Origin of the sequence: Streptomyces sp. WAC07094 (assembly GCF_036320405.1) — a bacterium.
In the GTDB taxonomy this organism is placed as follows: Bacteria; Actinomycetota; Actinomycetes; order Streptomycetales; family Streptomycetaceae; genus Streptomyces; species Streptomyces lannensis.
Genome location: NZ_JAVMJZ010000003.1, coordinates 308,182 through 321,781 on the forward strand (window position 1 = coordinate 308,182; position 13,600 = coordinate 321,781).

Below are 13,600 nucleotides of genomic sequence, written 5' to 3' on the forward strand. Positions count from 1 at the left end.
CCTGGAACCCGGCGCCCATGCGCCTCCGCACCACACCCTCGAGAACCGCATCCGCCGTGATCATCGGCCTGCTGCTCGCCGTCCTGCTGGTCTTCTTCGTGCTGCCCGTGATCTGGCTGCTCCTCGCACCGAGCAAGACGGCCGGCCAGATCGTCCATGACAATCCGCTGTCCTTCGGCTCGTTCGGCCGGATCGGGGACGCCTGGCGGCACCTGTTCTCCTTCGAGAACGGCGCCGTTCTGACCTGGCTGCGCAACTCGGCCGTCTATGCGCTCGGTTCGCTGGTTCTGACGCTGCTCACCAGCGTTCCGGCCGGCTATGCGCTGGCTCTGACCCGATTCCGCGGCCGCAAAGTACTGCTCGCCATCACCCTGGTGACGATGATCATGCCATCGGCGACGCTCGTACTGCCGGTGTTCCTCGAACTCAACAAGTTCCAGCTGATCGGCACGGCGTGGTCGGTGATCCTGCCGTTCTCGTTCTACCCGTTCGGGGTGTACCTGGTGTACATCTACTTCGCTACCAGCATGCCCCGCGACCTGCTCGCCGCGGCCCGCATCGACGGCTGCTCGGAATGGCAACTGTTCATCCGGATCGCTCTGCCTCTGGCCAAGCCCGTCATCGGACTCGTCGCCTTCTTCAGTTTCGTGGGCAACTGGAACAACTTCTTCCTGCCCTATCTCGTGCTCCCGAACAGCGACGAATTCCCCATCCAGGTCGGCCTGAACCAACTCCTTTCCTCCACACCGTCGTTCAACCCGGTGGCAGGCGCGGGTCTAGACATCACCATTCCGGAGCTCGCCCTCGCCATCATCATCGCCATCCTGCCGGTCCTGGTCCTCTTCCTCTTCTCCCAACGCGCGCTGGTGTCCGGGATGCTCGCCGGCGCGACCAAGGAATGAGCGACTGCTGTCGAGGAGGACGGTGACCACCTCGCCATGCACGGCATCACCAGCCTTCGCGTCCTTCTGGGAGCCGACGCCGCCACGCTGCACGCCGTACTCATCCACGGGAGGGGCAGCGCCGGCCCCTCACCCCGCGACCTGGCGGCCAACCGGCACCCGAAGAGCCGGGCCGTCCAGAGATGGCACCGAACTCAGGAGCCTTCCGGCAGCACCTCGTATCCGGCGAGACAGAGCCTCATACGACACTGGTCCTCGGCTTCGACGAACACCTGCTGCCCCCAATAGCCACTGAGGCGGTGTGCGACCTCGACCAGGCGTCGGCGGTCCTCCGGGGTGTATGCCGGAAAACGCGCCCAACCCTGGTCGGCGATCTTGTTGCCGAGTTCGCTGAACAACACAGCCTGGAAGCGCCGCTCTTCCTCTTCGGTGAGTGACGCGTCAGCGTCCTCCACTTGCCGCACCCGGACGTTGTAGAGGTCTCGAATCACGCTGCGGCTCACAATCTGCTCAAGGTCCGTCCACTCGAGCCTACCGACCCACGTCGAACGACGGACCCCGGATCGGTTCGATCTCGGACGCCTCCTGAACGGCATGTCGAACCCTGGGAGCTCAGGACGGCTGCGGCGCAACGGCAGGCTGCGCCACAGCCGGGCTGCAGCGTGGATGCTGTCCCACTCGGCGGGCACGGTGAAGCCGTTCATCGAGCTCGCGAAGGCACAATTCACGGCGCTCCAGCTGCCGGCCCGTTCGCGAGAACTGGTGATTCTCACGGTGGCCGAATACACCGAAACCACTTTCGTCGCGGCCCAGCACAACCCCATGTCACAGGCGGCCGGTGTCGACGAACGGACCCGGCAACTCATACGTTCCAGACAACTCGACGACGCCGAATTGTCTCCGCATGACAGCGCACTGCTCCGCTTCACAGCCGAAATCGTGCAGCACCCGCGTATCGCCGACGACGTTTTCGACACCGCACGACAGTTCCTCAGCGAGCGGGAACTGGTCGAGGCGCTCCAGGTGATCGGGTACTACTGGACGTTCGGCCGCATCTCCACCGTGCTGGACGTCGAGGTGACCAAAATATATGGTGACGAACCGATACTGGACGCGCCCGACAACGGCACTTCCGGCAGACTCCCGGCGGTCCCGTCCCCGCCCCTGCGGAGCCCCGGGACCACTGGTCGGTCCTGAGGGTCGGAGCACCGGGATCCTGCACAGACAGCCCGACCGATGAAACCTTCCAAGGCTTCCATGGCACAACAAGCCGCAACGTCCCCGAAGCGGGCGGACGCACGCCGCAATCATGAGCGGGTGATCGTCGCCGCGGTGGAGGTGTTCCGCGAATGCGGCACTCAAGCGACCGTCCCGCAGATCGCGGCCAGGGCTCAGGTCGGTAAGGCGACGGTCTACCGCAGCTTCCCCACCAAGGAAGGTCTGGTCGAGACGATCACGCGGTTGTGCCTGCAGGAATTCGAGCTGCGCGCGGCGGAAGCAGTTCACGAGGCCGATCCCTACGAGGGCTTCCGCCGCTACGTCACGGAACTCTTCGAGACTCTGGCCGGTGACCGGCTCCTGGCGGAGCGGCTGGCGGACGCCGCGTCTCCGGCGGCCGCTTCCGTCCTGGAGAAGTTGGTGGACCTGATGAAGAGCGCGCGGACTGCCGGGGCACTTCGCGACGATGTCGGAGAGCAGGACCTCCGCGTGCTGCTGTGCGGCGCAGCGCTGCAATTGGTCCGGTACAACGAGCACGATCGGCAGACCTGGCGTCGCTACGGGGACATGGTGCTCCGCGCATTCCGTAACTGACCCGGCCCCGGAGTGCCGCTCAGAGGGGCCGCGGTCGGTGTCGATCCGGTCGACGAGAAATGGAAACACGCAGAAGTGAAGATATGGGACGACGCCGAATCCGCGCGGGTTTTCGCCAACTTTCGTCAGTACCTCACAGGATGGGACGAGGGTCAGCCCCACGAGCGTGAAGTCGACTACTTCCGCAGCGGGCTCGGCACCCCCCAGTTCAACGGTGTGGTCCGTGTCCGTTCCCTGAGCACGATCGAACAGGCGGTGGCCACGGCGCGAGCTCACCTCGCCGGAGTGCCCTGGTGGTGGTGGGTCGGCCCCGACAGCCCCGAAGGCACTCCGACCGCCCTCGAACAGAGCGGTGCGGCGGAGTTGACCGTTGTTCCGGTGATGGTGCGGCCGCTCGACCGAGTCACCCAACCGAGCGACGCACCGACCGACCTTCGCATCGAGGAGGTCAGGGACCTGGACCGGTTGACAGAACTCGTACGCACATACAGCACTTCCATGGGCATCCCGTCCAAGCTTGAAGCCGACATGGTGCGGATCGAGTCGAAGCGCCAGGACAACGCGGACATCGTCCGTCTGGCGGCTGTGCTGGACGGCCGAGTCGTGGGTACAACCGTGGTGATCACGGCGCAGGAGGTGGCGGGGATCTTCCTCGTCCATGTGGCCGAAGCCCATCGCCGGCGAGGCATCGGCGGAGCGTTGACGGCGGCAGCGCTTCAGGTGGGCCGCGAACGCGGGATGCGACTCGCCGCGCTCGTGGCGAGCCCCGCGGGTGAACCGCTGTATCGACGTTTCGGCTTCACGACGGTTTCCGAGTACCGCATCTTCACCGTCCCCGCCTGACCTTCGCTCTGGAGGGGCCGTCTGCTCCAGGGGCTCCGGAAGGGCTGACGTTCACGCGCTCGCCGACCCCGGGCGAGCCGACGCGGTCGGGCTGGGCAACGGCACCCGGGCGGAGCAGGACGGGCAGCCGACGGATGCGCGCGTCATCCTGAAGGGAACTCAGTCGAGCCGCGCGGCGACGGTCTCGAACTGCTCGGCCAGGGCTGCCATCGAGTTCTTGTCCAGGTGGTCGACGACGCGCCTTGCGCGCGCTCGCCAGGTTTGTCGGATAGGCAGCGGAAAGCCGCCGCCGGCCTTCGTCCGTCAGGCTCGCCATGCTGCCCCGGGCGTCGTGGACATCGCGTCGCTTCTCCACCCAGCCCCGTGCCTGCATCGCATTCACCACTCGCGAGATACGACTGACAGACAGAGCGGTCGCCGCGGCAAGATCTGTCATGCCCATCTCCCGTTCGGCGACCTCGGACAGGTGTACCAGGACCGCATACTCGGACATCGTCAGTCCGGTGGCTTTCAGGAGGTCGTCGTCCAGGGCCTTCGGCAGCGCAACCATCACCCGCATCAGCGCACGCCAGAAGCGCTCTTCTACGGGATTCAAGGGAACATCCGATGTCACCTGTGCAGGTGACCTCCCCCAAGTGCCCGTCGACGCTGCCCGACGGCGCCCCCGTCGCCGGTCCCGTTGACGGCCATGGGGCGCCGCGAACGGGCCTGAAGCGAAAGTCACCTGAAGCGGTGACAGTGCAGGGACAAGGCGGTACATGCGCCGGCGATGCCCTGTGCCGTGAAGTCCCGCCGCGTGCTCTGTCGTCGAGGACGATGCCCGTCGGGTCGTGTGGCCCGTGGGGTGCTGTCGACGCCTGGCGCGTTACAGGTCGAGTACAGCGCGCAACGCGTTGTCCACAAGCGCCTGCTGTTCGGGGCCCACATTGCCGTGCAGGGTGGCGGTGTCGAACCGCGAGGCGGCGAGCTGGAGCAGGTTGACGGCGACAACCGAGGCTTCGAGGGGGGAGGTCAGCCGCACGCTCATCGCCGTATCGGGGTGCGCGGCCGGGGCATGGAGGACGAGCGCGACCACTGCTCCGTACGCCTCCGCAAGCCCGTCGAGGCTGACGACGAGTACCGTGCGCACACCCTTGCCGGTGTCGACGTCAAAGACGTCGCCCTTGCGGATGGTCACAGGGCGTCGCCTTCACCCTCGAGGTCGAGGGGTTCGACAGCCGCCAGCTTGCGTCCGGCGTCAAGGGTCATCTGCCGACGTACCGCCTTGAGGATGTAGTCGTTCAGTGACGGAGCGTCCGCAGCGGCGTCACGCAGCTGCTTGTCCATGGCGTCGGGGATCCGCAGCGTGATGGCACTCATGACACCAAATTTAGCATCACTGGAGCCACCGTGGAGCATCTCTCTCCCCCGGCACAGCTTCCCGGCCTGGCACAGAACGGCGGCGGTGCTTGACAGGGCTCGCCACACGACCGGTGCAGTGCCGGTTCGCCGGAGACGTTCAGCCCTGCAAGAAGGGCCCGGATCCGCTCGCGATGGCGTCGACCAACCTCCCCGACGGGCGTCGACCCCGTCCGCGCATGCCGACCGGTTCCTCGAAGCCCGTGCGCCACATGCACCCACACGACTCCTGGCCCGGCTCATCGGGTCTGCTCGTGTCCGGAAAGCAGTCCGATGAGGCTGGGGGGCGCGTCGTCGCCGAAGCAGAGCTCGAAGTCACGGGCGGCCTCGGCGGCGGCGTCAGCGATGCGGAGGAAGAGGGCCCGCTCGTACTGGACAAGCGCGGCCTCGACGTCATCGGGGTGCGCGGCGATGGCCGTACCGAGCTCCGCACCGTCGTACATGGCCAGGTTGGCGCCCTCGCCGTTCGGCGCGGAGAGGTGGGCGACGTCACCCAGCAGAGTCACCGCGGGTACCCGATCCCACCGGTCCCGATCGGCAGGGCGTTGAGGGGACGCAGCACCGGTGCGGTGTCACTGTCGGTGATCAGCGCAGTGCGCTCCGGTGCCCAGCCGTCGAACTCCTGCGCAATCCGGGCGATCCAGCGACAGCGATCCCACTCGGCTTCAAACCCGCGCCCGGCCGTGTTCGACAGGCGCACACGGAAGGTGTAACGGGCATGCCCGCGGTCGGCCAGGTTCACGCGGTCGATACTCGCGACGCCATGACGCTGTGTCAGCGACGGGCAGCCGATGACGATCTGCGATGATGGTTCGGTGAGCGAGGCAAGGCTGCTGGCCGCGAAGGCCGTCGATTCACATGTCCGGGCGTTCTTCATGGGGCACAGCGTGGAGGCTGTCGACTTCGATCTCGGGCCGGAGCGACGGGAGTCAGTGCCCGATCTACGAGTTCTCGTCGTGGGTCCCGGTCCCCGTAGCGACAGTTGGGCCTATGTGACCGCCGGATGCTGGGCTTCGATGAACAAGCACGGCCATGGACTTGAGTTCGTCATGACCGCGGGCACCCGTGATAAGCGGTTCGTCGAAATCATGGCGATGATCGCCTTTTACCACTGTGGAAGGCACCAACTCGACCTCAGGCACAGCATGCCGATCGGCGAACCATGGGTGCCGGGTTCGACCTGCGATCACCTGCTGATCAGCCTGCCTTATCTCCATGGCCCCGACCTTGAACACTGTCCGCTGCCCGAGGGTCACGTCCGGATCCTGTGGACCCTGCCCGTGACGACAGCCGAGATCGAGTTCCGCAGGCGTCACGGACACGAGGCGCTGGAGCAGCTCTTCGACAAGGCGGAGATCATCCCCACGGATCCCTTCAGGGAATCGGTCGCGTGATCATTGGCCGGACGACCCGTAGGCTCGGGGCGTGTCGAAAATCGGGCTCATAGGACTGGGGCGCATGGGTGCCCCCATGTGCAACAACCTGGTCGCTGCGGGGTACGAGGTGGTGGCACACGACATCGACCCAGGGCGAGCCGAGACCGCCTTGGCCATGGGAGCACGTTGGTCCCCCTCCTCGGCGGCGGCCGCCGCCGAGGCCGAGGTACTCCTCACCGTGGTGCCGGGTCCTTCCGAAGTCGCGGCCGTGATGGACGATCGCGTAGTGGACGCCCTCCCGCCAGGGGCGACCTGGATCGACATGACGAGCAATTCGCCGATGGCGTCGGCTCCCAACCGGGAGCGCGTGCTCAAACGCGGGGTCGATGTGCTCGAGGCCCCGATAGGCGGGGGCCCCAAGGACGCCGAGGCGGGTTCGCTACGGCTTTTCGTGGGTGGTGATCCCGCCCTGCTTGCCAGGCACCGGCGAGTCCTGGAAGCCGTAGCCGATCCCGGCCGGATTGTGCATGTCGGGGGCCACGGCGCCGGCTACACGGCGAAACTCCTGGTCAATCTGCTGTGGTTCGGACAAGCCGTCGCCACGGCGGAGGCTCTGCTGGTAGGCAGCCGCATGGGGATCGACGTGGGCGTACTGCGCGACGTCCTCGCCGACAGCCCTGCTTCCAGTGCGTTCATCCGAACTGATCTGTCCGCGCTGTTCGCCGGGGACTACCTGGCGTCCTTCGGGCTCGACCACATCGAGGAGCAATTGGCGATGGTGGTGTCACTCGCGCGGGACAACTCGACGCCGCATACCGTGACCGAGGCTGTCCGACGCCTCTACGCCCAGGCGGGTCAGCGCTTCGGGACTGCCGACGGCGAGTTGCTCGCGGTGGCCCTGCTGGAAGAACAAGCGGGTCTGCTCCTTCGAGCCTCGTCCAAGGGAAAGAGAGATGGCACGCGCGCGACACCAGGGCCGGCGCTCCCGTGAACGGCCTTCTGCCGACCGTCTTGCAGCAGGTGGAGCCACGGTCACATCGTGGCCGACGGCTGGTGGGTGCCGTCTAGCTCGAACACCCCTGCCTCCTCTACTCGTTGACCAAGTCATTCACCTCCATCGGCGTGCGGCTCGCGATCGCCGACGGAGGTCCAGCAGGGCTCGTCGGTCTCGGCCCGTCTTCCGCTACGCCCACGCGGGCTGAGCATTTTCAGTGGTCGTGACGATCGCACCGGTCATGGCGCCTGTCGTGGCCGTCGTGCCCGCCGCCGTCACGCCCGTAGTGCTCGTGGTGCTTGATCGTCGTGGCGTCGGTGGCGGTGTGGGCGGTGGTGTCACCGCCTCCAGTGACGGTAGCGATATTGGTGACCCGCGCACGGGCGTTGCAGGAGACGTGGACCTTCAGGGAAACGGGCGGGTAGCTGTGCCCGGCAGGCAACACGTCGCTGCGGGTACAGGTGAGGGTGGCCAGAATGCAGTGCCATCCGCCGCCGGTGATCCTGTCGGCCCGCAGGCCTGCGGGGAGGATGTCATGAACGGTGACCGTGGAGCCATTGGTCGGGCCGGCCGCGGCGGCGGAACCCACGGTGACGGTGTAAACGCCGTCCTCGCCTTGAACGAAGGCGTTCGCGTGATTCTTGGTGATGGTCAGGGACGGTTGGCCGACTGGGATGACCGTGAATGTGAGGCCGGTGCTGGCATCGTTGTCGGTGCCGCCGGGGTCAGTGGTGGCGGTGCCACTGGGTTCGGTTCGGCCCGTGGTGGTGACGGTGTCGACCGTCGGCACCGTCCGCTCGTCGGCCTGGTCGACGTAGGAACCCTGATCCGTGGCGGTCCAGGCCGTGGCCAGGACGATCGCCGGGACGGCCAGCCCGGCTGCCACGGCCGCCCCTGACTTGCGGGCCCGTACCCTCAGCGACGATCGAAACATGCCGCCCATACCTCCCGTGCCGCGGCTTGCTCCAGCCCGCCCTCTCCCCTGCCTGAACACCGACATCTCCGCTTCCAAACCATCGATAGCAAGCCGTAGATACGCATCTTTTACGCTTCCGCGAGTGGGCTCGTGAATACGACACGACGGTGATCGCGGCGAGCACACGAGACTCGACAAACACAGCGGGTGGGCGAGTGGTACGCCGAGGTCGAAGCGCCGGCGAGGATGCCGTCGGCGCAAAAATGGTGACGCGCTCGATGACGACGTCATGCGTCGCCCGCGGAGCAGATCAGCCGGCTGCGGGGGCGGGGCTCGGTCGGAGTCGTCACCCGCGGCGCCGGAGGAACTTGGAGAGCAGATGGCACAAAGCGACGAGGACGAGGGCTGAAAGCCCTGCGACCACGAGGGTAGGCAAGTGCCCTTGCTGGGAGGCCGACGCGGCGACCGCTCCCGCGCTGCCAAAAGTCGTCGGGAAAGTGATGGTGGCACGCGTGGTGTGCTCGACCATGCCGCTTTTGAGCGTGAGCTTCACGGTCCATGGGCCGTCCGGCATCCGTGCGTCCAGCGGGACGACCGCCTCCGCACGGCCGCTCGGAGCCAGTGTGGTGCCCGTCTTGGCAGAGAACGGTCCAGCACGTAGTCCGCCCGGTCCGTCGAAGAGGGAGAGTGCCCCGCTGATGTCCAGGGCACGAGCCCCCGTGTTGTGGATCCGCGCGTGGAGCTCGCCCCGCCCGTCGCGGGCTCGGGTCGGATAGAGCCGCTCGATCTTGAAGTCCGAGGGCGGCTCACCACCGGGACCGACGTCGATGTACATCCGGACGCCCACCCGGCCCAGCATCGTCAGATTGTGCGAGCGGTCCGTGCCGGTGCCCGTCTGCGCCCAGATGACGCCGTATCGCTCCCCGGCGGCGGCGTCCCTGGGCACCCGGATGGTGGTCCGTACCCGCGCCGATTCGGAGGCCGCCAGGTCAAGGTCCGCCGTGTCGAGTGACGTCCAGCCGGTCAGCTCGTTGGGAGTGCGCTGCGGCGCGAAGGTGAACTTGTCCTTTGCGATGGTGGCCGCCGCGGCGTAGACGCTCACGTGCATCGGTGTGGCCGACTCGTTGGTCACCTCCACCCGCCGCTCGATGGTCGAGCCGGGTGCGAGGTGGTCGACGATGTAGGCATGGGCTCTTGGATCGGCACGTCGGCTCTCCGGAGCATCCAGCAGCCTGATACCGATGGTCCTGCCCGCCGCCGGGTGGCGGCCGGAGGGCGCTCCGGGGGCCTCGTGCCCCGCCGCCGGCACCACCCCGGCCGCCTGTACGAAGGCCAGCACCAGCAGCAGAACCCAGTACCGGCGCGCACCCTTCATTGCGTCAGGCAACGGACTGGGTCAGCGTTCCGGTGTAGTTCCCGCCGACGGCGCTGGGGGGCACGCTGACGGAGACTGTCGGGTTCCACGTCGCGGTGTTGTCTCCGACACCGCTGGTCCCGGTGACTACCGGCGTCGCGGTGCCGCTCAGCGTCACGGGTGTTCCGGTGGCGGTAATGGTGCCGGTCGTCGTAATCGACCCGGGATCGTAGCCGGCGTCGGTGGCGGGAATCGTCGACGCACCGTTCGTGAAGTCCGTCTCCGACGCGGTTACAGTCCAGGAGGCCGAGAGTAGGGCGCGATCGTCGGTGACGGTCACGGTACCGAGCGCGCCGCTGATCGTGGTGCCGGGCGCTCCCGAGCCGAGGTTGGCGCTGAGCGGTGCCGACATCGACAACGCGCCGGACGTGACGGTGTACGTGACTGTGGTGTTGGGGTCGTCCGCCGCGACGGCGAGGCCCGGCTGGACCAGGACGATGGCAGCGGCTACGGCCGCGACAGATAGGCTTCGTGCACGCACGACAACTCCCGAAGTAGCCGCCTGTCAGCGGAGATACCGGCCGACAGCGGACATGCTGGCTGACGCGACGCAGACAATCGGGCGTGGCCTGTTCACACAAGCCGACGCGCGCCGCACTCCGCCGTACGAATGACCACATTTCAGCCGGAGCGAAGCCCGGTCCGCCTCGTCGGCAGCGTCAGATCGCCCGGCCGCGATGACCAAGGATCACACGGAGTTCCGCGCTGCCGACGTCCACTCCGAGGGTTCTGGCTCGATCGCACCCCACCACTACCGCACAGGTCACAAGCGGGGCAGCCAGGTTGTTCTCCGCCGCTTACGCTTCGGCGAAGGTGTCGTGGTCGTTCGTCTGCCGCGTTCCATCGTTGCAGCCCGGTAGTCACATGATCTTCCGGGCAGAACCCGGTTAAGGGCGTGTCCGGTCACCCAGGTCGAGTGGTCGTTCCCCAGAGTGTCGTGTTCAGTCGACGGTGAACGCCGCCGCCTTGTCGTCCAGGGTCGTCGTGCCGTCCTTGGCGGTGGCGAGTACGGCAACGTGCCAGGCGCCGTGCGGGGACGCGGCGGTCTCCGCGCCTGTCACGCCGGTCTTGTAGGTGCACCGCACCGTGTCCGCACCGGCGGGCTGACAGGTCGCCGGCTCGGCTCCGGCCATCTCCTTGGCCGTCGGCTCCATCTTGGCGAGGGACGAATCCACCGGCCAGGCCATGACCTTCAGGCTCCTCAGACCCGAGGACGCCGTCACCTCGGTGGTGAAAGTGAAGTTGCCTTGACGGTCGCCTTCGGGGGCGGTGAAGCGGGCGGTGCTGTGCGCCAGGGCGGGGGGCTGTTCCTCGGCGTAGGCCAGGGCGAAGGTTCCGGCGCCACCGAGGACGACGACACCGGCTGCCACTGACAAGGCGATACGTCGGGACATGGCGTGTTCTCCGTAACTGTCTCAGCTGGATCGAACCGGCGCCGTCGGTCGAGCGCCTGCACCGATACTGGCGACGCGGGAGGCGTCGCACGTGAGCACAGGTACTCAACTCGGCCTAGGGGTATCACCCTGAGTCGTCACGTCCAGCCGGCGTGCGTCCCTTCTTCGAGCGCGATGAGTGGTACGTGAGCGGCGGCGCGCGACGGTCGTGATCTCCGAGCCGGCGGCCGTCAGCGGGCTGCGATCCCGGTCTCCGAATTGTTCTGCGACCAGACCGGACCAGACGAAGCCGAAGCACCTTGCGATTCCTCGCTCCGGACGCGCTGTCGGCGCTCCCCGCCGATGCCGGACGGTCAGTCTTCGCCGCGGCACCCCAACACCGCACATGCCCACTCCAGGTGACGTCGCCGCCCACTTCACGCTGCTCATCACTTCACCTCCCGATCTGGCTTTGAGCCAGTGGTTCCACGCGCTTCCGAGAACGATTCTCCGCAGCGGAGAGGGGTTCGGACATGCAGGGTATGTCGAAACTTCACGACGAATTGGGCACGCGTGGCCAGGGATACATCGAAGTCCGGCTGCCGACCGGCGAGTTCCCTTTACTGACGGCACCGGGGAGCCTCGCGATCCGGGTGAATGGTGCGAGTTGTAGCCACGGAATGATCAGTCGGCGCACAGCACATGATGGACGTCCCAAGAGGGCTTCGGCAGCATCGGAATCCGCGCGCCTGGGTAGGGCTCGCAGTCAGGGGCGGTCAGTCGGGGCAGCCGACACCGAGTGTCACCGTGCCCCGTCCGACGCTCTTGGCGTCGAAGGGCGGCTCAATCCTGAACGGAGTCCAAGAGATCCGCCCCGTTGCCTGCTCTCGCCACTCATGGAAAACACTCCCGCGGGGTGACCAAAACCGACGTACGTGCAGGTTTGAGGCCCGGGATTTCGTCTACGGGCACTGTATGGCCCAGTCGATACGAGAGACAGAACGCAAGTACACGGCACCCACGGACATCTCCTGGCTGCCCGATCTGACCGCGGTGGAGCCGGTCGCCACGCTCGCCGAGAGCGGGGTGCAGGAACTGGACGCCGTCTACTACGACACCGATGATCTGCGATTGACCCGTACCGGGGCGTCGTTGCGACGCAGGACGGGCGGTCCGGACGCCGGCTGGCACCTGAAGCTGCCGCTGCCGGACGACAGCCGGGAGGAGATTCAGGCCCCGCTGTCGTCGGAAAGCGTCCCCCCGGGCGAACTGTGCGAGCTCACCCTCTCCCGCACTCGCGGGGCACCATTGCGCCCGGTGATGCGGATCCGCTCCACCCGTTCCCTGCGCCATCTCCTGGACGCCGAGGGCGACGTCCTGGCCGACCTGAGCATGGATGCGGTGCGCGCCGACGCGCTGGTCGACGGCGGTGGCCACGGGGTGTGGACGGAGATGGAGGTGGAACTGGCCGGTGACGGTGACCCCGCCCTCCTGGACGGCATCGAGAAGGTGCTGCGGAAGAACGGAGTGGACCGTGCGCGGAACCCGTCCAAGGTGGTGCATGCTCTGACGGAGACGACGGGGCTTCTGGAACGCACGGCGGACGCCCGCGTCCAGGCTGCGCCGGGGTCGGCCGGCGCTCATGTGCTCGCCTATGTGGACCGGCTGGTCGACGACCTGATGGACCTCGACCCGGCCGTTCGTCGCGACCTGCCCGACGCGGTGCACCGGATGCGTACGACAGCCCGCCGTCTTCGCGGCTGCCTGCGCTCCTACCGTTCCGTCCTCGACCGTGAGTTCACCGACCCCGTGCGGCGGGATCTCGGGTGGCTCGCCGGGGAGCTCGGGGCGGAACGCGATCACGAGGTGCTCCGGGAGCGGCTGGCCTCAGGCGTGCGGGAACTGTCCCGCGAGCTGGTCCTCGGCCCTGTGACAGCACGGTTGCAGGCCTGGGATGTGGGGCGGCGGGCCGAGTGCCGTCGACGTACCCTCGACGCCCTCACTTCGCCACGCTACCTGGATCTGCTGGACAAGCTGAAGGGCCTGACGGACGCGCCGCCGCTGCGCGCCAAGGCGGCCCGTGAGCCCGAGAAGGTGCTGGCCAAGGCGCTCGTCAAGGAGTACGGCCGACTTGAGCGGCGTATGGGCCGTGTGCTGCAGATGCCCTCCGGCTCCGAACGGGACGCCGCCGTCCATCACGCCCGTAAGGCCGCGAAGAGGCTCCGCTACGCCGCGGAGGCGGCCCGCCCCGCCCTGGGAAAGCCCGCGCGGCGTCTCGGCAAGCGCGTCAAGGCCGTCCAGCAGGTGAGCGGTTCGCAGCACGACGGCGTTGTGGCTTGCGACGCTCTGCGCCAACTGGCCGTCTCCGCCCACGCGGCGGGCGAGCCCGGCTTCACCTGGGGCGTGCTCTACGGCCGGGAGAGGGCCGCGGCCGATGCCCGCGAACGGCAGCTTCCCGGAACGTGGGCTGATGCCCGCGCGGCGGCCCGCCGAAAGGCCCTTCTTCGCTGACGGCCTCCGTAAGAACTCGATGCGGCACCTTGCGCGTGCGGGCAGAGGTGCCGGTGGGTTC

Annotated in this window: 15 protein-coding genes and 1 pseudogene; 7 read left to right on the forward strand and 9 right to left on the reverse strand. The window is 67.4% G+C overall.

Annotation, left to right across the window (positions count from 1 at the left end):
• Window positions 1-17 precede the first annotated feature (17 nt).
• Complete coding sequence (locus RCR19_RS40805) at window positions 18-902, forward strand: carbohydrate ABC transporter permease (protein ID WP_331270337.1); 885 nt, start codon at window positions 18-20, stop codon at window positions 900-902.
• A gap of 194 nt (window positions 903-1,096) precedes the next feature.
• Here the strand turns inward: RCR19_RS40805 and RCR19_RS40810 are convergent, their stop codons facing one another.
• Window positions 1,097-1,405 carry a hypothetical protein gene (locus RCR19_RS40810; protein WP_331270151.1) on the reverse strand — a complete coding sequence of 103 codons (309 nt, stop codon included), beginning with the start codon at window positions 1,403-1,405 and terminating at the stop codon, window positions 1,097-1,099.
• 91 nt (window positions 1,406-1,496) lie between these two features.
• On the opposite strand from RCR19_RS40810, the gene RCR19_RS40815 reads away from it, so the two are divergent.
• From RCR19_RS40815 to RCR19_RS40825, 3 genes are all read left to right on the forward strand, one after another.
• On the forward strand, window positions 1,497-2,099 hold the full coding sequence (locus RCR19_RS40815; protein ID WP_331270152.1) for a hypothetical protein: 603 nt from the start codon (window positions 1,497-1,499) through the stop codon (window positions 2,097-2,099).
• A gap of 120 nt (window positions 2,100-2,219) precedes the next feature.
• Window positions 2,220-2,714 carry a helix-turn-helix domain-containing protein gene (locus tag RCR19_RS40820; RefSeq protein ID WP_331270153.1) on the forward strand — a complete coding sequence of 165 codons (495 nt, stop codon included), beginning with the start codon at window positions 2,220-2,222 and terminating at the stop codon, window positions 2,712-2,714.
• Between the two features lie 75 nt (window positions 2,715-2,789).
• Entirely contained in the window at window positions 2,790-3,557 is a 768-nt protein-coding gene (locus RCR19_RS40825; RefSeq protein WP_331270154.1) for a GNAT family N-acetyltransferase, read from the forward strand.
• Here the strand turns inward: RCR19_RS40825 and RCR19_RS40830 are convergent.
• The 4 genes and pseudogenes from RCR19_RS40830 to RCR19_RS40845 all read right to left on the reverse strand — a co-directional run.
• Complete coding sequence (locus tag RCR19_RS40830) at window positions 3,541-4,152, reverse strand: MarR family winged helix-turn-helix transcriptional regulator (RefSeq protein WP_331270155.1); 612 nt, start codon at window positions 4,150-4,152, stop codon at window positions 3,541-3,543. The two genes, RCR19_RS40825 and RCR19_RS40830, sit on opposite strands and share 17 nt — an antisense overlap.
• A 270-nt stretch (window positions 4,153-4,422) precedes the next feature.
• Window positions 4,423-4,734, reverse strand: a complete 312-nt coding sequence (locus RCR19_RS40835; protein WP_331270156.1) for a hypothetical protein — start codon at window positions 4,732-4,734, stop codon at window positions 4,423-4,425.
• Entirely contained in the window at window positions 4,731-4,916 is a 186-nt protein-coding gene (locus RCR19_RS40840) for a hypothetical protein (RefSeq protein WP_059132629.1), read from the reverse strand. The genes RCR19_RS40835 and RCR19_RS40840 overlap by 4 nt, the downstream gene beginning before the upstream one ends.
• Window positions 4,917-5,194: 278 nt before the next feature.
• A pseudogene (locus RCR19_RS40845) lies at window positions 5,195-5,592 on the reverse strand (FAD-dependent monooxygenase); the annotation flags it as partial.
• Window positions 5,593-5,830: 238 nt separating this feature from the next.
• Between RCR19_RS40845 and RCR19_RS40850 the strand changes: the two are divergent.
• Together RCR19_RS40850 and RCR19_RS40855 are read left to right on the forward strand one after the other, a co-directional pair.
• Complete coding sequence (locus RCR19_RS40850) at window positions 5,831-6,349, forward strand: suppressor of fused domain protein (RefSeq protein WP_331270338.1); 519 nt, start codon at window positions 5,831-5,833, stop codon at window positions 6,347-6,349.
• Between the two features lie 31 nt (window positions 6,350-6,380).
• Entirely contained in the window at window positions 6,381-7,322 is a 942-nt protein-coding gene (locus RCR19_RS40855; protein ID WP_331270157.1) for an NAD(P)-dependent oxidoreductase, read from the forward strand.
• Window positions 7,323-7,539: 217 nt separating this feature from the next.
• On the opposite strand, the gene RCR19_RS40860 is transcribed toward RCR19_RS40855, so the two are convergent.
• The 4 genes from RCR19_RS40860 to RCR19_RS40875 all read right to left on the reverse strand — a co-directional run bounded on the left by RCR19_RS40860 (window position 7,540) and on the right by RCR19_RS40875 (window position 11,049).
• Window positions 7,540-8,337, reverse strand: coding sequence for a hypothetical protein (locus RCR19_RS40860; protein ID WP_331270158.1), 798 nt, complete (start codon window positions 8,335-8,337; stop codon window positions 7,540-7,542).
• Window positions 8,338-8,587: 250 nt separating this feature from the next.
• Window positions 8,588-9,616, reverse strand: coding sequence for a peptidase (locus RCR19_RS40865; protein WP_331270159.1), 1,029 nt, complete (start codon window positions 9,614-9,616; stop codon window positions 8,588-8,590).
• A 4-nt stretch (window positions 9,617-9,620) separates the two neighbouring features.
• Window positions 9,621-10,136, reverse strand: a complete 516-nt coding sequence (locus RCR19_RS40870) for a hypothetical protein (RefSeq protein WP_331270160.1) — start codon at window positions 10,134-10,136, stop codon at window positions 9,621-9,623.
• Window positions 10,137-10,596: 460 nt separating this feature from the next.
• Window positions 10,597-11,049 carry a DUF5707 domain-containing protein gene (locus RCR19_RS40875; protein ID WP_331270161.1) on the reverse strand — a complete coding sequence of 151 codons (453 nt, stop codon included), beginning with the start codon at window positions 11,047-11,049 and terminating at the stop codon, window positions 10,597-10,599.
• Window positions 11,050-12,003: 954 nt separating this feature from the next.
• Between RCR19_RS40875 and RCR19_RS40880 the strand changes: the two genes are divergently transcribed.
• Window positions 12,004-13,539 (forward strand): CYTH and CHAD domain-containing protein, encoded by a 1,536-nt coding sequence (locus RCR19_RS40880; RefSeq protein WP_331270162.1) that lies wholly within the window; start codon window positions 12,004-12,006, stop codon window positions 13,537-13,539.
• Window positions 13,540-13,600 lie beyond the last annotated feature (61 nt).